Consider the following 22,060-nt stretch of genomic DNA (forward strand, 5'->3'; position numbering starts at 1 on the left):
CCAGCCCCCCCCCCCCCCCCCCACCCCCCCCCCCCCCCCCCCCCCCCCCCCCCCCCCCCCCCCCCCCCCCACCCCCCCCCCCCCCCCCCCCCCCCCCCCCCCCCCCCCCCCCCCCCCCCCCCCCCCCCCCCCCCCCCCCGCCCCCCCCCCCCCCCCCCCCCCCCCCCCCCCCCCCCCCCCCCCCCCCCCCCCCGGCCGGCACGGGGCCCAGTCTCGCCCCCTCCACCGCTTCGCGGTCCCCCCTCCCCCGCAAGCGGGGGAGGAACCTGTCCGTCGCCACACAGCCTTTCGGGCAAAACAAAACCCGCGCCGGTCGCCCGGCGCGGGTTTCGTCTGTTTTCGGGTGCGTTGAACGCGGAGGCGCGACGAGCCGCGCCTCGACGGCGCTCTTAACGCGAAGCCTTCTTCGGCATCGGCAGCAGGCCTTCGCGCTGAGCGCGCTTGCGGGCCAGCTTGCGGGCGCGCCGGACGGCTTCGGCCTTTTGACGGGCGCGCTTTTCCGAGGGCTTTTCATAGTGGACGTGGCGCTTCATCTCGCGGAACGAGCCTTCGCGCTGCATCTTCTTCTTGAGGGCCTTCAGGGCTTGATCGACGTTGTTGTCGCGGACGAAAATCTGGACCAGGGGTGACTCTCCATTCGACGGCCCGACCAATTTCCCAAGTCCCTCTTGAGGGGCCGGGCGGGCGAATAAAAACCTTACGCCCTGGAAGGGGTGCTTCCGGGCGACGAGGGGCGGCAGATAGCAGAGCGAAGGGCGCGTGTCCATGCGCGACGAGCGCTAAACACCGGTGTAGACTCGGATTCATGAGCCAGACCGCCGCCGAAGCAACGCAGGATTGGGCCGACAGGGCCGAACAACGGGTTTTGGACGAGGCCCTGCGCCTGTCGCCGCGCCTGGGCTGGAACGCCGGTCTGGTCCGCGCCGCCGCCGCCGCGGCCCAGTTGTCGCCGGGGGAAACCGACCTGCTGCTGCCCCAGGGCCCGCGGGATCTGGCCGCCGTCCTGGCCCGTCGCCACGACGCCAAGGCGATGGAATCGCTGGGCAAGTTCGATCCGGCGGCCCTCAAGATCCGCCAGAAGATCCGCGAGGGCGTCATCGCCCGCATCGACGCCGCCGCCCACGACAGCGAGGCCGTGCGACGCTGGGCCGCGTTCCTGGCCTTCCCGACCAACCTGCCGTTGGCGCTGTCGCTGCTGTGGGAAAGCGCCGACCAGCTGTGGCGCTGGGCCGGCGACACGGCCACCGACGAAAACCACTATTCCAAGCGCGCCATCCTGTCGGGAATCCTGGTCTCGACCCTGGCGGTCGACCTGGCCTCGGGCCGCGACTCGGCCCTCAAGCACCTGGACGCCCGCATCGAGGGCGTCATGGCCTTCGAGAAGTGGAAGGCCGGCGTGAAGGCCCCGAACCTGGCGGCGGAGTTCCTGAGCGCGCTGGCGAAGATGCGGTACGCGCGCAGCTGAGAGACCCTCTCCCTGTGGGAGAGGTGTCGCCGAAGGCGACGGAGAGGGGCGTGGCTGCGAAATCGGCCATCGCCTCGATAGCTGAAAACGCCCCCCTCCGGCCCTTCGGGCCACCTCCCCCTCAGGGGGAGGATCTTTACCCCAGCGCCCGGTCCACGGCCGCCAGCGCGTGCAGGGTCGTGGTGTCGAACACCGGCACGGGGCTGTCGGCCTGGCCGACCAGCAGCATGATCTCGGTGCAGCCCAGGATGATCCCTTCCGCGCCGGCCTCGACCAGCCGGGCGATCACCTCGCGATAGGCCTGGCGGGACGGCTCGCGCACCACCCCGGCCACCAGTTCCTCATAGATCACGCGATGGACCAGGGCGCGGTCGGCCTCGCCCGGAACGACCACCTCCAGCCCGAACCGCTCTTCCAGGCGGCCGCGATAGAAAGCGTGCTCCATGGTGAAGGCGGTGCCCAGCAAACCGACCTTGCGCAGGCCGGCGGCCGCGATCGCCTCGCCCGTGGGATCGGCGATGTGCAGCAGCGGCAGGTCTACGGCCGCCTGAAGCTCGCCGGCCAGGCGGTGCATGGTGTTGGTGCAAAGCACCAGGAAATCGGCGCCGCCCCGCTCCAGCGCCTTGCCGGCGTCGGCCAGGCGCTCGGCCAGCTCGCTCCAGGCGCCGGCGTGCTGCAGGGCCTCGATCTCAGAGAAATCGAACGACCACATCAGGCACTGGGCAGACGCCGTGGGCCCGCGCCGGGCGCGCACCGCCTCGTTGATCAGCCGATAGTAATGCGCCGAGCTTTCCCAGCTCATGCCGCCGATCAGGCCGATAGTGAGGGTCATGGGGTCTCGCTGGAGGTTGGAACACAGGCAACGACTCGTCGCCCCTAGCTCCGTCTTTCCCCGCGAAGGCCGGGGACCCAAGCCGAGCCCGCGGATGACCCACGACCTCGCCGCCTTCTGAGAGTCAGCTTGGATCCCCGCCTTCGCGGGGAAGCTCGGGGGAGAGTTGGATGGCGCTGGGCCCAATGCAGCGAAAACCTCGTCCTTCGACAAGCTCAGGATGAGGTTTTCGTCCCGACCGCCTTCGCATTCGTCCTCATCCTGAGCCTGTCGCCCTAAGGCGCGTCCCGAGGGGGGACGCCCCCCTCAGCCCTCCAGCGGCCGCAGGCGGTTGACGTGGCCCATCTTGCGGCCGAGGCGGGCTTCGCCCTTGCCGTAGAGGTGGATGCGGGTCTCGGGCTCGGCGGCCAGCTTCTTCCAGGCGTCGACCTCGGGGCCGAGCAGGTTGGTCATCTCGACGCGGGCCAGGGGCGCGGTGGGGCCCAGCGGCCAGCCGGCGACGGCGCGGATGTGCTGCTCGAACTGGTCGACCTCGCAACCGTCCTGCGTCCAGTGGCCGGTGTTGTGGACCCGGGGGGCGAACTCGTTGACCAGCAGCTTGCCGCCGGCCAGCTCGAACAGCTCCACCCCGATCACGCCCACATAGTCGAGCGCGGTGAGGATCTTGGCGGCGATGGCCTCGGCCTGGTCGCGCTCGGAGGGCGTGGCCTTGGCCGGGGCGATCGTGCGGCGCAGGACGCCGCCCTCGTGGTGGTTGTCCGACAGCGGATAGCAGACGATCTCGCCGTTGCGGCCGCGCGCGGCGATCACCGACAGTTCGCGGCCGAAATCGGCCGGAGCCTCGAGGATGGCCGGCTGGCGGCCGATCTTCTCGAAGGCGGCGATGGCGTCGCCCGGACGCTGGATCCAGGCCTGGCCCTTGCCGTCATAGCCCTCGCGGCGGGTCTTCAGGAGGCTGGGGGCGCCGATCCTGGCCACGGCGGCCAGCAGGCTTTCCTCGTCGTCGACCGGGGCGAAGGCCACGGTGGGCACGCCGATCTCGGCCAGGAAGGTCTTTTCGGCCACGCGGTCCTGGGCGGCGGCCAGGGCGCGGGCGCCGGGAGCGACCTCGCAGCCCAGGGCGGTCAGCTCGGCCACGGTGTCGGCCGGGACGTTCTCGAACTCATAGGTGACGACGTGGCAGGCCTCGGCCAGGCGCTTGAGGGCCCAGCGGTCGTCATAGGCGCCGACGATCTGGCGGGCGGCGACGCGGCCGGCCGGGCTGTTCTCCTCGGGATCGAGGATCACCACGTCGAAGCCGAGGCGCGAGGCGGCCTGGGCCAGCATCCGGCCCAGTTGCCCGCCGCCGAGGATCCCGAGAGTGGAGCCGGGGGGCAGAGGAAGAGCCGGAGAGGCGGTCATGGTCTTAGTCCTCGACGCTTTCGGCGACGCTGTCGGTCTGGGCCGCGCGCTGGGCGTCCAGGCGGGCGGCGAGCGCGGGGTCGGCCAGCGACAGGATCTGGGCGGCCAGCAGGCCGGCGTTCTTGGCCCCGGCCTCGCCGATGGCCAGGGTGGCCACCGGGATGCCGCCCGGCATCTGCACGATCGACAGCAGGGAATCGAGGCCGCTGAGGGCCTTGGACTGCACCGGCACGCCCAGCACCGGCAGCGGCGTCATCGACGCGACCATGCCCGGCAGGTGCGCGGCGCCGCCGGCGCCGGCGATGATCACCTGAAAGCCGGCCGCCTTGGCCGAGGTGGCGAACTCGAGGAGGCGCTGGGGCGTGCGGTGGGCCGAGACAACCTTGGCCTCGTAGGCGACGCCCAGCTCGTCGAGGGCGTCGGCCGCCTTCTTCATCGTCGGCCAGTCTGAGCGGCTGCCCATGACGATGGCGACAGGCGGCGTGGTCATCGGCGTCTTCCTCGAACGATGGAGGGTATACCAAGAAACCTGGGGCGGCCCCTTGAATCGCGCGCCTTATAGCGGGTCGCCCTTCCAGACCAAAGCCCGTTCTCGGACGTTTTCGCGCTGCCTTCGGCCTGCGCGCCCTCGCCCTCCACCTGCGGCTTATTGGCGCCGGGTTACCACCGGCATTGTCATGGTTAACGAGAAAACGCAGATTTCCTTTCCAGCTTGACCAGAAGTGATTCGCAGCACCTCCGATGAAGATCTCAGGCGCCCGCACCGAAACCTTCTCCGCGATCCGCCGCCGGGCGCTCGCCGACGCCGCCGGCGTCTCGGCAGCCCCGCGTGGAACCGTGCCCGTCGACAAGGCCGGGTTCCTGGGCCTGGAGCCCGCCGACCTGACGCCCAAGGTGCAGGCCGCCCTGCAGACCCTGATGTCGGAGGTCGAGGACCTGCGCACCGAGGTCTCGCGCCTGAAGTATCGCCTCAACGAGGCCGAGACCCTGGCCGACATGGACGTGCTGGCCCCGGTGCTGAACCGCCGCGCCTTCCTGCGCGAGGTCCGCCGCGTCTCGGCATTCGCCCAGCGCTACGGCTCGCCGGCCAGCCTGGTGTTCTTCGACCTCGACAACTTCAAGGCCGTCAACGACCGCTTCGGCCACGCGGCCGGCGACTCGGCGCTGAAGGCCGTGGCCGAGCGCCTGCTGGCCAATGTGCGCGAGAGCGACATCGTCGGCCGCATGGGGGGCGACGAGTTCGCCGTGCTGCTGGTCCAGGCCGACAAGGCCACCGCCGAGATGAAGGGCGAAAGCCTGGCCGGCGCCATCCGCGGCGTGCCGGTGCAGTTCGGCGAATGGAGCGCGCCCCTGCACGTCTCGTTCGGCGTGCGCGAGATCGAGGCCGGCGCCGAGCCGGAAGTCTCGCTGGCCGAGGCCGACGCGGCGATGTTCCTCAAGAAGCGAACGCGCGCGGCCGCGGGCTGAGAGCCCAGGCTTGCCGCTCCATACTCCGCCCAATCCCCGCGAAGGCGGGGACCCAAGCTGACCTTCATGGCCTGGCGCCGCCTTGGATCATCCGCCACCTCGGCTTGGATCCCCGCCTTCGCGGGGAAGCTCGGTGATAGGGTCGGCAAGGCGCATGCAAGTCGATCGCCCCAGGCTAGGCGCCGGCGCCCCGCGACAATCGGTCTCGCCCTCGCGCGCCACGAGAAACTTCAGCATTAACCGTTGTTAAACGGCGCCCGGGCTCTTGTGGCAGGCGAGCGGAGACGTCCGCGCCAGCCTTCCAGACCCCGGGGATTTCCTGATGACCGACCAAGCCGAACCGGCCCTCGAGCTGATCTCGTTCTGCATCGGCGAGCAGGAGTTCTGCATCGACGTGAAGACCGTCCGCGAGATCCGCGGCTGGACCCCGGCGACCCCGATCCCGCATGCGCCGGGCTTCCTCAAGGGCGTCATCAACCTGCGCGGCGCGATCATGCCGGTCATCGACCTGCGCAACCGCCTGGGCCTGGGCGTGACCATCCCCGAGACCCGCCACGTGATCGTCGTCGTCGAGTGCCACGACCGCCTGGCCGGCATTCTCGTGGACGCCGTCTCCGAGACCTTCACCATCACCCGCGACCACCTGCAGCCGGCCCCGGACATGGGCGCCGACGAGCTGCGCTTCGTGCAGGCCATCCTGTCGGTCGACACCCGCCTGATCACCTATCTGCGCATGGACGACGTGTTCCCGCCGCAGGTCAGCCAGGCGGCTTAATTCCCTTCTCCCCTTGCGGGAGAAGGTGGCGGCCGAAGGCCGACGGATGAGGGGTCTCTCAGAAATCAAACGCCGCGAAAGCTGATCGGCTTTCGCGGCGTTTTTCGTGGGTGCAACCCCTCACCCGACCCCGCTGCGCGGGGCCACCCTCTCCCGCAAGGGGAGAGGGATCAGGTGATCGCCGCCTGGGCCTTCAGCTTGCCCACCATGTCGGACGACAGATAGCCGTCGGCCGGCAGCTGGCGGCTCTGCTGCCAGGCGCGCAGGGCCTTGCGGGTGCCTGCGCCAACGACGCCGTCGGCGGGGCCGGGATCAAAGCCCAGGCGCGCCAGGGCGATCTGGGCGGCCATGCGGTCAGCCAGCGACAGCGGCTGCTCCACCGGCCAGGCCGCCACCAGCGGCCCGCCGCCGCCGAAGCGGTCAGCCAACAGGCCGATGCCCAGGGCATAGGACGTGGAGTTGTTGTACTTGCGGATGGCGAAGTGGTTGGGCAGGGCCAGGAAGGCCGGACCGGCCGCGCCGGCGGGCAGGATCAGCCCGGCCGGAGACGCGGCGTCGGCGGCCGTCCAGGGCAGGCCGTCGGCCCGCTTCACGCCCTTGGCTTCCCACCACGAGGGAACCTCGCGCGGGCCCTCGGCCAGGCTGTAGTCGAAGCCGGCCGGCAGGATCACTTCCTTGGCCCAGCCCACGCCCGGCTTCCAGCCGCCCTTGGCCAGCAGATTGGCGGCCGAAGCCAGGCTGTCGGCGTCGCTGCGCCAGATGTCGCGGCGGCCGTCGCCGTCGAAGTCGACGGCGGTCGACAGATAGTTGGACGGCAGGAACTGGGTCTGGCCCATGGCGCCCGCCCACGAGCCCTTCAGCTGGTCGCGGGTGTCCTCGCCCGAGGCGATGATCTTCAGGGCGGCGATCAGCTCGCCCTCGGCCCAGGCGCGGCGACGGCCGTCGGCTGCCAGGCTGGCCATCGAGCGCACGACGTCGAAGTCGCCCTGGATCTTGCCGAAGGCCGATTCCATCGCCCAGACGGCCAGCAGGATGTCGCGCGGCACGCCGTAGCGCTGCTCGACCGCCGGCAGGAACGGCAAGGCGTCGCGCTTGCCGCGACCCACGGCCACGCGGTCGTCGCTGATCACGCCCTTGATATAGTCGCCGACCGGCTTGGAGAATTCCGGCTGGCGGCCGTCCAGCGAGATGACGCGCGGATTGGGCGTCAGGCCGTTCAGCTCGCGGTCGACGACCGCCTGGGGCACGCCGGCGGCCACGGCCTTGGGCTTGAACTGCTCCAGCCAGGCGTTGAAGGCGGCGACCTGGCCGCCGGTTTCCACCGCCGTGACCGCCGAGGGCGGGGTCGGGGCGGCGGGCTTCGAGGCGACCGGCGGCGGGGCGACCGGAGTCGACGGCGCCAGCGGGGCGTTGACGGTCGTGTCGGCGCAACCGGCCAGCAGCAGAACGAGGAATACGCGTCTATCCATCGGGGCAGGCTACCGGGGTTCGTGCGAAAGCTTCAATCACAAGGACGCCAGGACGAAGTGAGTTCCCGGTTCGCATCGCCTCTCCACAGGCTTTGCTCTAATAGGCTGGAACCAAATCGAAGCCGCGACGAGAGGTTCGACGTGCATCTTCTCAAAGCCCGCCTCAACCGCGCCAGCTACTGGGTCATCGTGGGGGTGGCGATCGCCGCCATGCTGGTCGCCAGCCTGGTGTTCAGGAGGCAGCTGCCCTCCGCCCTGGTGGTGATGCTGATCGCCGCCATACCGCGCCTGCACGACCTGGGCCGCAGCGGCTGGTGGGCCGGCGGGGTGTTCATCGCCGTGATGGCGCTGATCTTCGGCGGACAGTACGTCCTGGCGCCCCAGGCCTTGCAGAACGCCCTGGGCGTGGTGGTGCTGGTGCTGCCGGGCCTGCTGATCGGCCTGGGCGCCCTGCCCGGCCAGAAGGCCGACAACGCCTTCGGCCCGCCGCCGCCCAAGGGTCTGTCGTTCAAGCCGGTGGTCTCGACCGCGCCCCAGACGGAGGCGTAAGCGCAACACGGCGCGGCGGCTGCGCGCAGCAGGGCCTTGGCCGATTGACTCATGGCCCCGTCTTGCCTATACGCACGCCCTCCGAAACATCCGGATGTTCCGGCGAGCTCTAAGGCGCGCCCGAACCTCTCCGCTGACAACAGAGACGGTCATGAAGGTTCGCAGCTCGCTGAAGTCGCTGAAGGGTCGCCACCGCGACTGCAAGATGGTGCGTCGCAAGGGCGTCATCTACATCATCAACAAGACCGACCCGCGCTTCAAGGCCAAGCAAGGCTGATGACGCGCGCCCGGGGCCTCGCCCCGGAGCGTCCGCGACGTTGAAGCCGCGGCCCGCCGGCCGCGCTCCACGCGAAGGTCTTCGAAAGAACCGGTCGATCTCGGCCGGTTCTTTTCGCATGTCTGGACCACAGGTTTTGAAAGCCTCGACGCGCTCGGCGCATCGGAATCGGCTTTCCCTCGGGGCGCGTCCGAACTAGTTTCCGCGCCTCCGGTTTTCAGCCCCTTTTCGCGAGAGATCTCCATGGCCGACGACGCCATCCCGCACGCCGACGTTCTGAACTCCACCGCCCAGGGCCAGCTGAAGTCGATCATCGAGCGCGTCGAGCGCCTCGAGGTCGAGAAGGCCGAGATCATGGAGCAGATCAAGGAAGTCTACCTCGAGGCCAAGGGCAACGGCTTCGACGTCAAGGTGCTCAAGAAGGTGGTCCGCCTGCGCAAGACCGACCGCGCCAAGCGCCAGGAAGAGGACGCCATCCTCGACCTCTACCTCTCGGCCATCGGCGAGATCTGATTTTGAAAAGGCCCTCTCCCCGGAGAGGGCCTTTTTGCTAGGCTGGTCGTCATGCGCGCCAAGCCGCCCGATCGCAAAGTCCCGGATCCGAGGGCCCAGGCCAGGAAAGCGGCGCTGAGCGCCCTCAAGAAGGCCAAGAGGATGGCCGACAAGGGCGGGATCGAGCTCTCCGACTGGGAAGGCGAGTTCCTAGGCTCGGTGGCCCAGCGCATCGAGACCTATGGCCGGGCCTTCGGCGACCCGGAAAAGGGCGGCGCCGGCCAGGCCCTGTCGGTCAACCAGACCATCAAGCTCAAGGAAATCACCGCCAAGGCCAAGGGCGAGCGCAAGCCGATGAAACGCGGCAAGGGCTTCGCGCGCAAGGGCCGGCCGGAGGCGGCGGTCGAAGAGGCCGAAGACGAGGGGTAGGCGCCAGCTTGACCCCTCTCTCTTCGAGAGAGGGAGGGGCCCGCCGCGCAGCGGCGGGAGGGTGAGAGGTTTCACCGCTAGCGGGAGAAATCCCCATTCCTTCCGTTGCACCGCTTTCGCGGCCGAGCCGACCCTGGCGCCATGGACAAGACCGCCAATGCCCGCAGGCTTCGCCAGAATCAGACCCTCGCGGAACGAGCGCTCTGGAAGCTCGTCCGCAACCGTCGCCTCGGCGGGTTCAGATTCCTGCGCCAGCTTCCAATCGACCGCTACTTCGCCGATTTCGTCTGCGAGGCTGGAAAGCTGATCGTCGAGCTGGACGGCGCCTCGCACGAAGGGCGCGAAGACCATGACGAGCACCGCACGCGGGTCCTGGAATTGTTCGGGTACATGGTCCTGAGGTTTCCCAACGAGCGGGTTCTCGCCGATCCCGGCGGCGTCACGGACGACATCCTGGCCGCGCTACGTTCTGGAAGGGCGTAACCTCTCACCCTCCCACCGCCTGCGGCGGCGGGCCCCTCCCTCTCTCAAAGAGAGAGGGACTTCTAAAACGCCCCGCCCTCGCGCAGGTTGATGCCGTACTCCAGATAGGCCTTCATCGCGGCCATCATGTGCATCCAGCCGCCGGCGTTGCCGTGCGAGGCCTTCAGGCCCTCGGGGCTGTGCGGCCAGCCGGACTCGCTGATCTTGACCATGGTGTTTTCAGCATCCAGCGCCACGAAGGTCATCACCACCCGGGTGTCGGGGTCGCCGGCGATCGCCGAGCCCCACTCCAGCACGATGCGCTCGGGCGCGACCACCTCGCGCACCACCACGGGGAAGCGCTCCTCGAACTCGGGAAACTGCCACAGCACCGTGGTTCCGGCGACCAGAGGGCCGCTGCCCTCGCGCAGGAAATAGCCGCTGAGCTTTTTCGGATCGACGACGGCGTCGAACACCTGCGCGGCGGGCTTGCGGATCTTCAGCTGCACCTCGAAGGCCAGCGGGGTCTCGTTGAGTTGGGCGTCGCTGGACATGGCGGTCCTCCCTTGGCGAACGCCGACATGTAAGGTTATAATTCTATAACATGTCAAGCGCCGCCCAAGACGACCTGCTGTTCAAGGCCCTGGCCGACTCCCGGCGGCGGCAGATGCTGGACCTGATGAAGACCGCCCCGCGCACCACGGGCGCGCTGTGCGAGCACTTCGCCGGCGCGCTCGACCGCTGCACCGTCATGCAGCACCTGGGCGTGCTGGAGCGGGCCGGGCTGATCGTCGTGCGGCGCGAGGGCCGGGTGCGCTGGAACCACCTGGACGCCGGCCCCTTCCAGGACATCCACGACCGCTGGATCGGCCCCTACGCCCTGGCCGCCGCCGACCTGCTCAACCGCCTCAAGCACGACCTCGAAGGCGGCTGATCGCCGAACGCCGGCCGGGCCGCCGTCTGGCCAGGCGCCATTAACAATCCGGGACCCCGGCTGACGCCTCAAGGCGCTCGACCGGTTCGCTCGCCCGCCGGGGCCAAGGCCAGTCCGCGCAAGGAACTTACGCCGTCGGAGACGATGCAATCTGACCGAGCATCTGTGGCGAAAGACACGAAAACAGTCTTTATTTCTTACCAAATACCGACGCTCGAAGATTCCGGTTAAGTTGCCATTAAGAATGATGCGACAAACTGTCGCCAGCGTAAATCATTACAATCATTGAACTAAGTGAGCGAAGCGGCCGAAAGGCGGCGTCGGAGGGGTCGGTGCGTGGAGACCGGCCTGGCGACCCGTTCACGGGAACGAGACGATGGCCAACACCTACGAATTTCTGCTGCGCCGGAAAGCCGACCTGGAAGTGCGCATGATCGAGGCCCAGCGCCGCGCGCAGGAGCCCTTCGAGGGCGAGCTGAAGGCGATCGGCGTGGCCCTGGGCGCCCTGGAGCGCGCCGGCCTGGCCGCACCCGGCGAACCGGCCAGCTTCGCCGCCCCTCCCCGCCGCGGCCGCAAGCCCCGCGCCGCCCGCGACATGATCCTGATGGTGCTGGGCCGCGAAGGCGCGGCGATGACCGCCCCTGAGATCGTCCGCCAGCTGGAGCGCCGCTGGAACCGCGCCCTGCCTCTGGCCGCCGTGCTGCTGGAACTGCAAGGCCTGGAGACCGACCATCGCGTTCGCCGCGACGGCCCCGGCTGGGTCGCCCTGGACGCGGAAGAGGCGGCCTAGGGCTCGAACAGGGCGAAGGAGGCGACCGTCCCGTCCGGCGCCAGGCGCAGCACGCCGATCAGCTTCATCTTCTCCCACGCGACCTCATACAGGCTGGCCCGCAGGCCGCCGATCTCGTCGTGGCGCAGCTGGACGAACGCCGTCGGCTCGCCGAGCGCCCGGAGACTGGCGCGGTAGTCGGCCAGGACCGCCCCGTCGAGATGGGCCGAAAGCTCAGGCGTCAGCCGGGTCCGGTCGAGCGTCCCGTCCGCCAGCTGCCTGCGCAGCGCCTTCGCCGTCGCCAGGGCCGCCTCGTCGATCGCCGGAGCGGCGGCGGGCGCAGGCGGCGGCGCGACGGCCGAGGCTGCGGCGCCGGCAGGCAGGAGGATCGCCTCGATCGCGTCGGCGACCTGACGGGGCGCGGCGCCGAAATCGGCATTGGCCAGCACCACGATCGCCGCGCCGTCGTCGGGATAGACCCTGTTCTCGGCCGCGAAGCCGGAGGTCAGGCCGTCATGGCGGATGCGCCGCCGCCCTCGCGCGGTGTCGACATAGACCCCCAGGCCATAGTCGGTGAGCGTTCCGTCGTTCAGCCGCGCCGGCGTGGCCAGCGCTGTCCAGGCGGCCGGCGTCAACAGACGTCCCTCCAGCATGGCCATGTCCCAGCGCGCCAGGTCCGAAGCGCTCATCGCCAGGCCGCCGGCCGCGAACTCCCACCCCCGCCCGATCGTCGGCGCCGCGCGCGGCGAAGCGGTGGCGATGCGGGCGTAGCCGACGGCGTCGGCGGGCCCCAGCGGCCGCTCGTAGGCCGCCCCGGCGCTGGTCATGCCCAGGGGCGCGAAGATCTCGTCGTCCAGCAAGGCCGGCAGCGACCGCCCCGAGGCCTGCTGCGCCACCAGCCCCGCCACGACATAGCCGGTGTTGCTGTAGGCCCACCGGTCGCCGGGCGCGAAGTCCAGCGGCGCGGCGCCCCATCGCCGGGCGATCTGGGACGGGTCGACCGGGCGCTCGCCCTCGGCCGGCATGAAGTCGAGCATGAAGTAGCTGTTGTAGCCGGCGGTGTGGTCCAGGGCCTGGCGCAGGGTGATGCGGTCGGCGCCGGACAGCCGGGCCACGTGGTCGGCGGCCTTGTCGTCGAGCGACAGCCGCCCCTGGTCGGCCAGTCGCAGCACGACCGCCGCCGTGAACTGCTTGGACACCGAGCCGATGTTGTAGCGCGCGTCGACCTCGGCCGGCGCGGGCGGATCCAGGCGCTTGAGGCCGTAGGCCTTGGCGAAGGCCAGGCGGCCGCCGCGCACCACGGCGACGGACAGCGAGGGCGTGGGGCTGTCGGCCAGCGCCTTGGCCGCGGCGGCGTCGACGGCGGCGATCTCGGCCGGACTCAGCGGCTGGGCCAAGACGCAGACGGGCGCCAGCGCCGCCAATGCGGCCGCCAGCGGCCCAAGGATCCTGATCATGCCCCCTCCACGCGATCATGGAGAGGCAGGAGATCAGTTTACCGATGTAAGTTCAATCACCGAAAGGCGAGGTCAGGAGGCTTCCTTGACGTCGACGTCGATGCCCTGCTCGCGGACCTTGCGGTAGAGGGTCGAACGGCCGATGCCGAGGCGGCGGGCGACCTCGCTCATGTGGCCGGCATAGACCTCGATGGCGTGCTGGATGAGGTCGCGCTCGATCTCCTCCAGGGTCCGCAGGTGGCCGTGGCCGTCGAGGATGCGCACCGGGGCCTCGCCCGCGGCGCCGGCCTCGGCCTGGACCGCGGCGGCGGCCTGGATCATCTCCGGCAGGGGCTCGATCGGCGACGGCTCCAGCGGCGGGGCCACGACGCCCGAGATGGCCGGGAAGTCGTAGGGCTGGAGGTAGGGCGCGTCGGCCAGCACGATGGCGCGATAGACCGCATTCTCCAGCTGGCGCACGTTGCCGGGCCAGTCGAAGGCGCAGAGGATCCGCAGGGTCTCGGGCGAGGCCCCGACCACGCGCTTGCCTTCCTCGACGTTGAAGCGGCGCACGAAGGCCTCGACCAGGGCCGGGATGTCCTCGCGGCGCTCGCGCAAGCTGGGCGCCTCCACCGGGAAGACGTTCAGGCGGTAATAGAGGTCCTCGCGGAACAGGCCTTGCGCCACCGCGGCCGACAGGTCGCGGTTGGTGGCCGAGACGATGCGCACGTCGATCTTGACCGAGCGCTTGGCGCCGATCGGGTCGATCTCGCCCTCTTGCAGCGCGCGCAGCAGCTTGACCTGGACGTCCAGCGGCAGCTCGCCCACCTCGTCGAGGAACAGGGTGCCTCCGTCGGCTTCCTTGAACTTGCCCAGGTGCTTGTCGGTGGCGCCGGTGAAGCTGCCCTTCTCGTGGCCGAACAGGATCGACTCCACGAGGTTTTCCGGGATGGCGCCGCAGTTGACGGCCACGAAGGGCTTGCCGGCGCGGTCGGACGAGCCGTGCACGGCGCGGGCGATCAGTTCCTTGCCGACCCCGCTTTCGCCGGTGATCAGCACGGGGATCGCGCTCTTTGCGGCGCGCTCGCCGATGCGCTTGACCATGGTCATGGCCGGCGAGGTTCCGATCAGGTCGGAGAAGGTGGTGCGGCCCGAGACTCGCTTGTTCAGGCGGTCGACCTCGCCCTTGAGGTCGCCCATGGAAAGCGCGTTGCGGATCGACACGGTGATCCGCTCCGGGCTGGCCGGCTTGATGAAGAAGTCGGTGGCGCCGGCCTGCATGGCCTTGACCACGGTGTCGACGCCGCCGCTGGCGGTCAGCACGATCACCGGCTGGGCGTAGCCGCGTGCGCGCATCTCCTTCAGCGCCTCCTGGCCCGGCATGCCCGGCATGACGAGGTCCAGCAGGACCACGTCGGCCGGCGCGCCGGCGGCCAGGTGCGCCATGGCCGCGTCACCGTTCTCGGCGTGGCAGACCGCGAAACCTTCGCGCTCCAGCACCGCCTGGATCAGTCGACGTTGGGTCGGATCGTCGTCGACGACGAGCACCGTCTTGGTCATTGAAGGCCATCCACCAGAACCGGCCGCACCCGCATGGAGCGCGGCTCTTGTTGGTTCAGAGTGATACAGGCAGGGGGTAAACACCGGCTTTCGGAGAGGTGTCGCAGACCTTAACAGTGAGCCTTAACAACGGTTTACGCTGTTTCAGGGAATGAGCGCCAAACGCTTGCCGTCCTTGGCCTCGAGCAGCAGCCGGCGGCCCTCGTAGCGATAGCTGTGCGCCGCCTCGATCGAGGCCAGAAGCGGGGCGTCGGCGGCGCAATGTTGGCCAGCCGACTGAAGCCTGCGAATCTCCAGCCGGCCGAACCGGCGGCTGTAGCGGCCCGAATAGACGTCGCAGGCGGTGCGCACTTCGAAGGGCTGGCCGCGTCCGTGGTTGCGCCGGCCGGTGAACCAGATCTCGGCGCCGCCCGGCGGCGCGAGCGCGCCTTCCAGCCGCTCGACCCGCCAGGTCTTCTCGAAGGCCACGTCCGAGATCAACCAGAAGGCCCAGCCGATCAGGGCGACCAGGATGGCGACGGTGGAAAAGGCGGCGCGGGTGCGGGCGGACATGGATCGAGCCTAGCGTCTTGCCGGTTGCGCCGCGCGGGAGAAAAGCGCCTCATTCGCGGCATGGTCGACGACAAGACCCTGCGCGCCCTGGCGACCGCCCTGCCCGACGTCGTGACCTCGACCGCGACGACCGGCCAGGTCGCCTACGAGGTGGCCGGCAAGGGTCTGGCCTGGAGCTATCTGGCCCGGCCCGCGCCCAAGGCCAAGCGCGTGCTCGTGCCCGGCGTGATCGCCGTGCGCTGCCTGATCGAGACCAAGCAGATGCTGATCGAGGCCGCGCCCGAGCGCTTCTTCGACGACGCCCACTATCGCGGCTATCCGGCGGTGCTGGTGCGGCTGGCGGTGATAGAGGCCGACGAGCTGGCGGGCCTTCTGCGCACCGCCTGGACGATCGTGGCCCCGAAGAGCCTGGTGAAGTCTCTGGGCGGAGCGGGCGGCCGAACGCCAGGGTTGAAGCTTGACCGTGACGCGCGCCTCCTGCGTTATCCGCTCATGTCCGCTTTTCCCGTGAAGACCGCCCTGGCGGCCCTGCTCATCCTGGCCGCCCCCGCCGACGCCGCACCCTCGCCTGAGGTTCCGTGGGGAGAGGCCTGCCCCCAGAAGCCGGCGGAGGCCTGGTCCCGGGCCGAGCGCGAGACGGCCTGGGCCACGCGGCAGGGCGCAGAGCCGCTGTGCCTGTTCATGGCCTCGGCGGCCTGGGCGAGCCACGACCCCGACAAGGCCGCCCTGCTCTACAGACTGGCGGCCACGCGCCGTGAGTACGACCGGCGCCGGTGCGTCGAGCCTCCGCGCGGGCAGATGTCTTCGGCGATGATGGCCATCCGCATGCAGGCCGGCGCCGCGTTGCAGGCGGCCGGGGCCAAGGCGGATCCGGCGCAGGTCGCGACCATCGGCCGGGATCCGGAGACCTATCGCTATCGCAGCGATCACCTGGAAACGATGTGCGACGGGCCGGTGCGGCCGGAGCGCGACTGGGACCGGCTGCGCGACGAGATGCGCCGCGAGATCGACGAGCCCTCGCCGCAGGACTAGGCGAGGCGCCGTTCAGCCGATGGCCATCCCCAAACCCGCCTTTCCCCGCGTTCGCTGGGATGCTCGGTGAGACGTGGCAAGAACGGCGGATGTGGATCCGACCTAGCCGGAGGGACGGCGTCCGCCCCTCCGGGTCTTGCTAGTAAGGCAGTTCCGGCGCCGTCTGGGCGGGCGGGGTTCCGGCCGGGGCCGGGGTCGCGCCCGGATCGGCGGTCGGGGTCTCGCCGTCGCCCAGGATGTCGCCAATCGGATCCTCGGTCGGCGGGGGAACCTCGACGACGCCGCCGGGGATCGGGGTGGCCTTCAGGCGCGGCAGGGCCGAGCTCATGAACACCTTCCAGATCTCGGCCGGCGGACCGCCGCCGCTGACGCGCTTCATGGCGGTGTTGTCGTCCTTGCCGGTCCACACCGCGGCGACGAAGCCGCCCGTGTAGCCGACGAACCAGGCGTCCTTGTAGTCGCTGGTGGTGCCGGTCTTGCCGGCGATGTCGTAGCCGGCGACCTTGGCGCGGCCGCCCGTGCCGCCGCTGACCACCTGGCGCATCATCTGGTTCATGTATTGCAGCGACGGCGAGCCGATCACGGACGGGCGCGGCTGCTTGTCGACGCTGTGGTCGTAGAGAACCTTGCCCGAGGCGGTGCGGATGCGCTCGATGCCGTAGCCCTTGGCCAGGAAGCCGCCGTTGGCGAAGGGGGCGTAGGCCTGGGCCATTTCCAGCGGGCTGACCTCGACGGCGCCCAGGGCCATCGACGGGTCGAGCTGGATCTTGCTGGTGATGCCGAGGCGACGGGCGGTGGCCGCCACGTTGCTGGTGCCCACCTCGTTAGCCAGGCGCGCGGCGACCGTGTTGATCGACTGGGCGAGAGCCGTCTGCAGGGTCATGGGACCAAGGAACGTGTTGGTGTAGTTGCGCGGCTCCCAGTTGCCGATCTTCACCGGCTCGTCGACCACCATGACGCTGGGATTGCGGCCCTGGTCCATGGCGGTGAGATAGACGAACGGCTTGAAGGCCGAGCCGGCCTGGCGGCGGGCGCTGGTGGCGCGGTCGAACTGGCTCTGGCCGTAGTCCTCGCCGCCGACATAGGCGCGGATGCGGCCCTCGCCGTCGATGGCCACCAGGGCGGCCTGCTGGACGCCCTGCTTCAGATGACCCTCGACGCCCAGCTGCACGGCGCGCTCGGCCGCGACCTGGATCGGCAGATCGAGCGTGGTCTCGACCACCAGGTCCTCGGTCGGTTCGCCGACCAGCGAGCGCACCTGGGCGTCGACATAGTCGGTGAAATACTGGGCGCGCTGGTTGGCCAGGGTGGCCGACACCTGCACCGGGGTCTTGAAGGCCTCGTCGCGCTGCTCGGGGGTGATGGCCTTCAGGCGCACCATCTCGTCGAGCACGACGGTGGCGCGGCGGGCGGCGCGCTCGCTGGCGCTGACCGGCGAGTAGCGGGCCGGCCCCTTCATCATGCCGGCCAGCAGGGCGGCCTCGCCGATGGTCAGGTCTTTGGCCGGCTTGTTGAAATAGCGCTGCGAGGCGGCCTCGATGCCGTAGGCGCCGGCGCCGAAATAGACCCGGTTCATATAGAGGGCCAGGATCTGCTTCTTGCTGAACTTCAGCTCGAGCCAGACGGCCAGGATCAGTTCCTGGGCCTTGCGCTTGTAGTTCTGGGCCGGGCTGAGGAAGAGATTCCGGGCCAGCTGCTGGGTGATGGTCGAGCCGCCGCGCTGGGGCCCGCCGTCATGGGTCAGGTTCCAGATCAGCGAGCGGGCGATGCCCCAGGGGTTGAACCCGAAGTGGTGATAGAACTGGCGGTCCTCGATGGCGACAAAGGCGGCCGGCACGTATTCAGGCAGGGCGTCGATGTCGACCGGCGGCGCGTACTGGCTGCCGCGCACGGCCAGGAGGGCGCCCGAGCGATCCAGGTAGTTGATCGAGGGCTGGCGGGTGACGTCGTACAGCTTGGAGGTGTCGGGCAGGTCGCGCGCGAACACCGCGAAGAAGGTGACCACGAAGATCAGCCCCCAAACGCCCAGAACCGTCGTCCAGTACAGCAGCGCCTGGAGGGGCGTGCGTTGAGTCTTCGCCGGCTTGTTTCCGCCGAAGGCGCCGTTAGCCATCTGTAACCCTAGGTCTCGTTAGCCCCGCCCGCGTGGCGGTGTTCATAGCTCACGGCGACCAAACACGCGATAGAATTGACGACAGGTGAACGCGGTTTAACCAAGCGGGGGAGAACCGTGCCAACCCTCGCTTCAGGTGCGGTCCGGATCGGTGCGCCAGACCCGCCAGCTTTCAAAGCCGGCGGCCAGGCCCGAGGCGATCAGAGCGCCCATCAGCACATGGAAACCCACCGGCTGGGGCGCGGCCGGCGCCGCCACCAGGCCAAGCAGGCCGACCAGGGTCATCAGCCGCCCGGCCAGGCGGTTGGACTTGTCCCAGGCCAGCCGGCTGCGCAGCGCCCAGTAGGTGCGCACGCCGATGACCGGGTTGGGCTTCACCCGCCCCAGGAACGCGCCCATGCCCAGGAACAGCAGGGCCATGCCGCCCATCATCAGGCTGAGGAAGGCTTCCTGGCCGCCACTCCGCGGCAGCAGGTCGAAGGCCGTTGCGGTCAGCATGGCGGCGGCGAAGGCGGGCGCGGCCAGGCCCACCATCCGGCCCAGGCGATAGGTGAAGCGGTCGCCCCGCCGATCCTTGACCTGACGCTCCATCGCCCAGCAGACCACGGCCACCGCGCCGGCGACCATGGCGATGACGCCGATGGCCAGGCCCATCTCGGTGCGGTCGCCCCAGCGGTCGACCTGGCCGGCGTAGTTGAAGTGCATGGGCATGGGTCCGGTCGGGCCCAGCCGCCAGACGGCCAGGGCCGCGCCGGCGATCGCCGCAGTGGTCAGGATCGAGACGCCGTCCAGCGGCGTCAGGCCGCGCTTGTCCGCACCGTTCATGCCTTCTTCTCCCCTCCGACGGACGGGGCGGGCCGCACGACTTCGGCCGCCTCGCCCGTTCCCATCAGCTCCATCATGAAGGCCACCGCCTCCTCGACCGCCGAGATCACCAGGCGGTAGCGGACCGAAGCCCCGTCCTTCTCGGCCTCGACCAGGCCCGCGGCCTTCAGCGCCGCCAGGTGGGCGGTGACCGTCGGCCAGGCCATGTCGAACCGCGAGGCGATATCCCCCGAGGCCAGCGGCCCGTCGCGCAGCATGGCGACCATGCGGCGGCGAGCGGGATGCGACAGGGCCTTGAACACCTCGTTCATGAGTCAGGAGACTAATTAGTCAAAGAACTAAGAGTCAAGTGCGATAGGTCCCTCTCCCGTTGCGGGAGAGGGTGGCCTCCGAAGGAGGTCGGGTGAGGGGTCTCTCAGATCTCGAAGCCGCGAGCGGCGGCGCGACCGGGTGCGGCGGCATGGATTTGAGAGACCCCTCATCCGTCGCCTACCGGCGACACCTTCTCCCGCAAGGGGAGAAGGATCACATCTGCAAAATCCCCCGTTTCCGGCCTTGGCGCGGAGTCTCGCCCCTGCCAAAAGAGCGCCGTGTCCACCGCCCTCGCCTCCCCGCCCTCGCTCGACGCCGCGCGCGATGTCCTGCGCCGCACCTTCGGCCACCAGGATTTCCGCGGCTTGCAGGCGCAGGTGGTCGGCGAGCTGCTGGAAGGGCGCAGCGCCCTGGCGGTGCTGCCGACCGGCGGCGGCAAGAGCCTCTGCTACCAGATCCCCGCCCTGGTCCGTCCTGGCCTGGGCCTGGTGGTCTCGCCGCTGATCGCGCTGATGGCCGACCAGGTGGCGGGCCTGCAACAGGCCGGCGTCGCCGCCGAGCGCCTGGATAGCAACACCCTGCCCGAGGAGCGCGCCGAGATCTGGCGGCGCATCGAGGCCGGGCAGCTCGATCTGCTCTACCTGTCGCCCGAAGGCCTGATGCAGGGCTGGATGCTGGAGCGGCTGTCGCGCCTAGATCTTTCGCTGGTCGCCGTCGACGAGGCCCACTGCGTCAGCCAGTGGGGCCACGACTTCCGGCCCGAATACCGGATGCTGGGCCGCATCGCCGAGGTGTTCCCCAACGTCCCGCGCCTGGCGGTGACCGCCACGGCCGACGCCCGCACCCGCGACGACATCCGCATGGAACTGCGCCTGCAGGGCGCGGCCGAGTTCGTCGACAGCTTCGCCCGCCCCGAACTGGCGCTGAACGCCGAGCGCAAGCGCGGCAAGGGCCACGACCGGGTCATCGAGCTGGTCACCGAGCGGCCGGGCCGCGCCGGCGTGGTCTATGCCGGCAGCCGGGACTCGACCGAGAAGCTGGCCCAGATGCTGATCGACAACGGCGTGCCGGCCCTGGCCTATCACGCCGGCCTCGACAAGACCGTGCGCGCCCGGCGGCTGGAGCAGTTTCTCGAGGCCGACGAGGCGGTGATGGTGGCGACCATCGCCTTCGGCATGGGCGTCGACAAGCCCGACGTCCGCTTCGTGATCCACGCCGATCCGCCCGCCGCCATCGAGGCCTATTGGCAGGAGATCGGCCGCGCCGGCCGCGACGGCCAGCCGGCCGAGGGCATCACCCTCTACAGCAGCGCCGACCTCGCCTGGGCCGGCCGCCGCATCGACGCCCGCGAGGCCCCCGACGAGGTCAAGCAGGTGCAGAGCCGCAAGCTGCGGCAGTTCTACGCCATGCTGGAAGGCATGACCTGCCGCGCCGCCGCCGTCCGCCGCTATTTCGGCGAGGAAGGCGTGGAGCGCTGCGGAACCTGCGACATCTGCATCTCGCCCCCGACCGGCGTCGACGCCACCCAAGCGGCCCAGAAGGCCCTGTCGGCCGCCCACCGCCTGGGCGGACGGTTCGGGCGCGGCCGCCTGATCGACCACCTGCTGGGCAAGACCAAGGACGTCAGCCAGCAGGAAGCCCAGATGTCGACCTTCGGCATCGGCCGCGAGTTCAGCCCGCAAGGCTGGCGCGACCTGCTTGACACCCTGGTGTTCGAGGGCCTGCTGCGCGAGGACCCCAACGAGGGCCGACCGCTGATCGGCCTGGGCGACGGCGAGGGCGTGCGCGCCGTCTATCGCGGCGAGCGGCAGGTTGCCCTGCGCCAGGCCCCGGGCGGCGATGCTGGCGGCAAGGGTGCCAGCGGCGGCGGCAAGAGCCTGCGCCGGCGCCAGGCCCTGACCGTGCCGCCGGGCGACCAGATGCTGTTCGAGGCCCTGCGCGCCTGGCGCAAGGACCAGGCCTCGGCCCAGCATGTGCCGCCCTATGTGATCTTCCACGACGCCACCCTGGCCGAGATCGCCGCCGCCCGCCCGCTGACCCTGGCGGCCCTGGGCAAGTCGGGCGGCGTGGGCCAGGGCAAGCTCGATCGCTACGGCGAGGCCGTGCTGAAGGTCGTGCGCGACAACTGACCGGCGCCTGGTCGCTGGAGCTTAAGGCGGCGGTTCGCGCAAAACGTGCGCGAACGCCTCTTGTCCGAACCAAACCGGCTCGCCAGGTGTTAGTCTCCAGACGCTCTGGCGTGCGCCTCGTTTCGCGCCCCGGAACAGCCTTTTGGGAACACGCCCTTTCAACCGGGAGACGCCGATGACCGACGCCACCATCAAGACCGACTTCGCCGGCGGCGCCGGCACGGCCCAAAGCAACGTCAAGGCCAGCGCCAGGAAGACCGCCGCCAAGGCCACGGCGGCCGTCAAGAAGGCCGCGACCACCATCGCCGAGACGACCGCCGAGAAGACCCAGGTCGCCCGAGAATACGTGCACGAAAAGACCGACGCCGCCGTCGCCTGGTCCAAGCCCAAGGCCGAGGCCGCCCACAAGGCCGCCGAAGAGCACCCTCTGGCCCTGGCGCTGGGGACCTTCGTGGCGGGCGCGGTGTTCGGCTTCCTGCTGGCCCGCAACTTCGACCGCTGAGGTCAGGGGGCAGCCAGCCGCGCCATTCCAGCCTGAAACAGCAAACGCCCGGCGGGACCGACCCGCCGGGCGTTTTCTTTTGGGGCGGAAAGCTCCTCCCCCGTGCAACGGGGGAGGTGGCGCGCTGCGGATACGCAGCGTGACGGAGGGGGCGACCGCCTCCTCAGCGCCCCGTCTCGGCCCCCCCACCCCCGGGGCCGGGCGCCCCCCCCCCCCCAAACCAGGGTGGGGGCCCTAAAAAAAAAAGGGGGGGCCGCCGCGGGGCCCCCCCCCCCACG

The 22,060-nt window shown here is 70.1% G+C and carries 25 protein-coding genes; 13 read left to right on the forward strand and 12 right to left on the reverse strand.

Features of this window, described 5'->3' with window-relative positions; genetic code table 11:
- Positions 1-389: 389 nt before the first annotated feature.
- On the reverse strand, positions 390-623 hold the full coding sequence (gene rpsU / locus P7A99_RS24680) for a 30S ribosomal protein S21 (RefSeq protein WP_081612876.1): 234 nt from the start codon (positions 621-623) through the stop codon (positions 390-392).
- Between the two features lie 182 nt (positions 624-805).
- Between rpsU and P7A99_RS24685 the strand changes: the two genes are divergently transcribed.
- Positions 806-1,465, forward strand: a complete 660-nt coding sequence (locus P7A99_RS24685) for a COQ9 family protein (protein ID WP_277796358.1) — start codon at positions 806-808, stop codon at positions 1,463-1,465.
- A 136-nt stretch (positions 1,466-1,601) separates the two neighbouring features.
- On the opposite strand, the gene P7A99_RS24690 is transcribed toward P7A99_RS24685, so the two are convergent.
- The 3 genes from P7A99_RS24690 to purE form a co-directional block, all read right to left on the reverse strand.
- Positions 1,602-2,297 carry an aspartate/glutamate racemase family protein gene (locus P7A99_RS24690; RefSeq protein WP_277796359.1) on the reverse strand — a complete coding sequence of 232 codons (696 nt, stop codon included), beginning with the start codon at positions 2,295-2,297 and terminating at the stop codon, positions 1,602-1,604.
- Positions 2,298-2,603: 306 nt separating this feature from the next.
- Positions 2,604-3,698, reverse strand: coding sequence for a 5-(carboxyamino)imidazole ribonucleotide synthase (locus P7A99_RS24695; protein WP_277796360.1), 1,095 nt, complete (start codon positions 3,696-3,698; stop codon positions 2,604-2,606).
- A gap of 4 nt (positions 3,699-3,702) precedes the next feature.
- Positions 3,703-4,188, reverse strand: a complete 486-nt coding sequence (gene purE / locus P7A99_RS24700; protein WP_277796361.1) for a 5-(carboxyamino)imidazole ribonucleotide mutase — start codon at positions 4,186-4,188, stop codon at positions 3,703-3,705.
- Between the two features lie 251 nt (positions 4,189-4,439).
- Between purE and P7A99_RS24705 the strand changes: the two genes are divergently transcribed.
- The gene (locus tag P7A99_RS24705) at positions 4,440-5,165 is read left to right on the forward strand and encodes a GGDEF domain-containing protein (RefSeq protein ID WP_277796362.1); all 726 of its coding nucleotides are present in this window, start codon (positions 4,440-4,442) and stop codon (positions 5,163-5,165) included.
- Between the two features lie 319 nt (positions 5,166-5,484).
- Positions 5,485-5,940 carry a chemotaxis protein CheW gene (locus P7A99_RS24710; protein ID WP_164467484.1) on the forward strand — a complete coding sequence of 152 codons (456 nt, stop codon included), beginning with the start codon at positions 5,485-5,487 and terminating at the stop codon, positions 5,938-5,940.
- Between the two features lie 170 nt (positions 5,941-6,110).
- Here P7A99_RS24710 and P7A99_RS24715 read toward each other — a convergent pair whose 3' ends face one another.
- Complete coding sequence (locus tag P7A99_RS24715; protein ID WP_277796363.1) at positions 6,111-7,409, reverse strand: lytic murein transglycosylase; 1,299 nt, start codon at positions 7,407-7,409, stop codon at positions 6,111-6,113.
- Between the two features lie 141 nt (positions 7,410-7,550).
- Here P7A99_RS24715 and P7A99_RS24720 point away from each other — a divergent pair, with 141 nt between their 5' ends.
- The 5 genes from P7A99_RS24720 to P7A99_RS24740 all read left to right on the forward strand — a co-directional run bounded on the left by P7A99_RS24720 (position 7,551) and on the right by P7A99_RS24740 (position 9,639).
- Complete coding sequence (locus tag P7A99_RS24720) at positions 7,551-7,958, forward strand: DUF805 domain-containing protein (RefSeq protein ID WP_277796364.1); 408 nt, start codon at positions 7,551-7,553, stop codon at positions 7,956-7,958.
- A gap of 151 nt (positions 7,959-8,109) precedes the next feature.
- Positions 8,110-8,235, forward strand: coding sequence for a type B 50S ribosomal protein L36 (gene ykgO, locus P7A99_RS24725; protein ID WP_004616427.1), 126 nt, complete (start codon positions 8,110-8,112; stop codon positions 8,233-8,235).
- 243 nt (positions 8,236-8,478) lie between these two features.
- Positions 8,479-8,748 carry a DUF2312 domain-containing protein gene (locus P7A99_RS24730; protein WP_058348015.1) on the forward strand — a complete coding sequence of 90 codons (270 nt, stop codon included), beginning with the start codon at positions 8,479-8,481 and terminating at the stop codon, positions 8,746-8,748.
- 51 nt (positions 8,749-8,799) lie between these two features.
- A complete protein-coding gene (locus P7A99_RS24735) occupies positions 8,800-9,156 on the forward strand; it encodes a hypothetical protein (RefSeq protein WP_277796365.1) in 357 nt (118 codons plus the stop codon).
- A 141-nt stretch (positions 9,157-9,297) separates the two neighbouring features.
- Positions 9,298-9,639: an endonuclease domain-containing protein gene (locus P7A99_RS24740; protein WP_277796366.1), complete on the forward strand. Its 342-nt coding sequence runs from the start codon at positions 9,298-9,300 to the stop codon at positions 9,637-9,639.
- A gap of 62 nt (positions 9,640-9,701) precedes the next feature.
- Here P7A99_RS24740 and P7A99_RS24745 read toward each other — a convergent pair whose 3' ends face one another.
- The gene (locus tag P7A99_RS24745) at positions 9,702-10,172 is read right to left on the reverse strand and encodes an SRPBCC domain-containing protein (RefSeq protein WP_277796367.1); all 471 of its coding nucleotides are present in this window, start codon (positions 10,170-10,172) and stop codon (positions 9,702-9,704) included.
- A 50-nt stretch (positions 10,173-10,222) separates the two neighbouring features.
- On the opposite strand from P7A99_RS24745, the gene P7A99_RS24750 reads away from it, so the two are divergent.
- Complete coding sequence (locus tag P7A99_RS24750; protein WP_277796368.1) at positions 10,223-10,552, forward strand: ArsR/SmtB family transcription factor; 330 nt, start codon at positions 10,223-10,225, stop codon at positions 10,550-10,552.
- Positions 10,553-10,928: 376 nt separating this feature from the next.
- Positions 10,929-11,342, forward strand: a complete 414-nt coding sequence (locus P7A99_RS24755; RefSeq protein ID WP_277796369.1) for a hypothetical protein — start codon at positions 10,929-10,931, stop codon at positions 11,340-11,342.
- On the opposite strand, the gene P7A99_RS24760 is transcribed toward P7A99_RS24755, so the two are convergent.
- The 3 genes from P7A99_RS24760 to P7A99_RS24770 all read right to left on the reverse strand — a co-directional run bounded on the left by P7A99_RS24760 (position 11,339) and on the right by P7A99_RS24770 (position 14,869).
- On the reverse strand, positions 11,339-12,778 hold the full coding sequence (locus tag P7A99_RS24760) for a serine hydrolase domain-containing protein (RefSeq protein ID WP_277796370.1): 1,440 nt from the start codon (positions 12,776-12,778) through the stop codon (positions 11,339-11,341). The genes P7A99_RS24755 and P7A99_RS24760 overlap by 4 nt on opposite strands.
- 72 nt (positions 12,779-12,850) lie before the next feature.
- Positions 12,851-14,317 (reverse strand): sigma-54-dependent transcriptional regulator, encoded by a 1,467-nt coding sequence (locus P7A99_RS24765; protein ID WP_277796371.1) that lies wholly within the window; start codon positions 14,315-14,317, stop codon positions 12,851-12,853.
- Positions 14,318-14,461: 144 nt separating this feature from the next.
- Positions 14,462-14,869 carry an META domain-containing protein gene (locus tag P7A99_RS24770; RefSeq protein WP_277796372.1) on the reverse strand — a complete coding sequence of 136 codons (408 nt, stop codon included), beginning with the start codon at positions 14,867-14,869 and terminating at the stop codon, positions 14,462-14,464.
- A gap of 60 nt (positions 14,870-14,929) precedes the next feature.
- Between P7A99_RS24770 and P7A99_RS24775 the strand changes: the two genes are divergently transcribed.
- On the forward strand, positions 14,930-15,901 hold the full coding sequence (locus tag P7A99_RS24775; protein ID WP_277796373.1) for an MmcQ/YjbR family DNA-binding protein: 972 nt from the start codon (positions 14,930-14,932) through the stop codon (positions 15,899-15,901).
- Between the two features lie 139 nt (positions 15,902-16,040).
- Here the strand turns inward: P7A99_RS24775 and P7A99_RS24780 are convergent, their stop codons facing one another.
- From P7A99_RS24780 to P7A99_RS24790, 3 genes are all read right to left on the reverse strand, one after another.
- Positions 16,041-18,014: a transglycosylase domain-containing protein gene (locus tag P7A99_RS24780; RefSeq protein WP_277796374.1), complete on the reverse strand. Its 1,974-nt coding sequence runs from the start codon at positions 18,012-18,014 to the stop codon at positions 16,041-16,043.
- Positions 18,015-18,146: 132 nt separating this feature from the next.
- Positions 18,147-18,839 (reverse strand): SdpI family protein, encoded by a 693-nt coding sequence (locus tag P7A99_RS24785; RefSeq protein WP_277796375.1) that lies wholly within the window; start codon positions 18,837-18,839, stop codon positions 18,147-18,149.
- Positions 18,836-19,150 (reverse strand): metalloregulator ArsR/SmtB family transcription factor, encoded by a 315-nt coding sequence (locus P7A99_RS24790; RefSeq protein WP_277796376.1) that lies wholly within the window; start codon positions 19,148-19,150, stop codon positions 18,836-18,838. The genes P7A99_RS24785 and P7A99_RS24790 overlap by 4 nt, the downstream gene beginning before the upstream one ends.
- A gap of 279 nt (positions 19,151-19,429) precedes the next feature.
- On the opposite strand from P7A99_RS24790, the gene recQ reads away from it, so the two are divergent.
- Together recQ and P7A99_RS24800 are read left to right on the forward strand one after the other, a co-directional pair.
- Positions 19,430-21,280 carry a DNA helicase RecQ gene (recQ, locus tag P7A99_RS24795; RefSeq protein WP_277796377.1) on the forward strand — a complete coding sequence of 617 codons (1,851 nt, stop codon included), beginning with the start codon at positions 19,430-19,432 and terminating at the stop codon, positions 21,278-21,280.
- Between the two features lie 175 nt (positions 21,281-21,455).
- Positions 21,456-21,782 (forward strand): hypothetical protein, encoded by a 327-nt coding sequence (locus P7A99_RS24800; protein WP_277796378.1) that lies wholly within the window; start codon positions 21,456-21,458, stop codon positions 21,780-21,782.
- Positions 21,783-22,060 lie beyond the last annotated feature (278 nt).

The sequence above is a fragment of the Caulobacter endophyticus genome (assembly GCF_029543245.1).
Taxonomy (GTDB): Bacteria; Pseudomonadota; Alphaproteobacteria; order Caulobacterales; family Caulobacteraceae; genus Caulobacter; species Caulobacter endophyticus_A.

Bases quoted from the DNA above. Each gene is read 5' to 3' on its own strand.
- P7A99_RS24730 (WP_058348015.1), top strand. From the start codon at position 8,479: ATGGCCGACGACGCCATCCCGCACGCCGACGTTCTGAACTCCACCGCC.
- P7A99_RS24705 (WP_277796362.1), top strand. From the start codon at position 4,440: ATGAAGATCTCAGGCGCCCGCACCGAAACCTTCTCCGCGATCCGCCGC.
- P7A99_RS24740 (WP_277796366.1), top strand. From the start codon at position 9,298: ATGGACAAGACCGCCAATGCCCGCAGGCTTCGCCAGAATCAGACCCTC.
- P7A99_RS24770 (WP_277796372.1), bottom strand. From the start codon at position 14,869: ATGTCCGCCCGCACCCGCGCCGCCTTTTCCACCGTCGCCATCCTGGTC.
- P7A99_RS24755 (WP_277796369.1), top strand. From the start codon at position 10,929: ATGGCCAACACCTACGAATTTCTGCTGCGCCGGAAAGCCGACCTGGAA.
- P7A99_RS24800 (WP_277796378.1), top strand. From the start codon at position 21,456: ATGACCGACGCCACCATCAAGACCGACTTCGCCGGCGGCGCCGGCACG.
- P7A99_RS24750 (WP_277796368.1), top strand. From the start codon at position 10,223: ATGTCAAGCGCCGCCCAAGACGACCTGCTGTTCAAGGCCCTGGCCGAC.
- purE (WP_277796361.1), bottom strand. From the start codon at position 4,188: ATGACCACGCCGCCTGTCGCCATCGTCATGGGCAGCCGCTCAGACTGG.
- P7A99_RS24765 (WP_277796371.1), bottom strand. From the start codon at position 14,317: ATGACCAAGACGGTGCTCGTCGTCGACGACGATCCGACCCAACGTCGA.
- P7A99_RS24780 (WP_277796374.1), bottom strand. From the start codon at position 18,014: ATGGCTAACGGCGCCTTCGGCGGAAACAAGCCGGCGAAGACTCAACGC.
- P7A99_RS24785 (WP_277796375.1), bottom strand. From the start codon at position 18,839: ATGAACGGTGCGGACAAGCGCGGCCTGACGCCGCTGGACGGCGTCTCG.
- P7A99_RS24715 (WP_277796363.1), bottom strand. From the start codon at position 7,409: ATGGATAGACGCGTATTCCTCGTTCTGCTGCTGGCCGGTTGCGCCGAC.
- P7A99_RS24685 (WP_277796358.1), top strand. From the start codon at position 806: ATGAGCCAGACCGCCGCCGAAGCAACGCAGGATTGGGCCGACAGGGCC.
- P7A99_RS24735 (WP_277796365.1), top strand. From the start codon at position 8,800: ATGCGCGCCAAGCCGCCCGATCGCAAAGTCCCGGATCCGAGGGCCCAG.
- P7A99_RS24790 (WP_277796376.1), bottom strand. From the start codon at position 19,150: ATGAACGAGGTGTTCAAGGCCCTGTCGCATCCCGCTCGCCGCCGCATG.
- P7A99_RS24745 (WP_277796367.1), bottom strand. From the start codon at position 10,172: ATGTCCAGCGACGCCCAACTCAACGAGACCCCGCTGGCCTTCGAGGTG.
- P7A99_RS24690 (WP_277796359.1), bottom strand. From the start codon at position 2,297: ATGACCCTCACTATCGGCCTGATCGGCGGCATGAGCTGGGAAAGCTCG.
- ykgO (WP_004616427.1), top strand. From the start codon at position 8,110: ATGAAGGTTCGCAGCTCGCTGAAGTCGCTGAAGGGTCGCCACCGCGAC.
- P7A99_RS24760 (WP_277796370.1), bottom strand. From the start codon at position 12,778: ATGATCAGGATCCTTGGGCCGCTGGCGGCCGCATTGGCGGCGCTGGCG.
- P7A99_RS24695 (WP_277796360.1), bottom strand. From the start codon at position 3,698: ATGACCGCCTCTCCGGCTCTTCCTCTGCCCCCCGGCTCCACTCTCGGG.
- P7A99_RS24775 (WP_277796373.1), top strand. From the start codon at position 14,930: ATGGTCGACGACAAGACCCTGCGCGCCCTGGCGACCGCCCTGCCCGAC.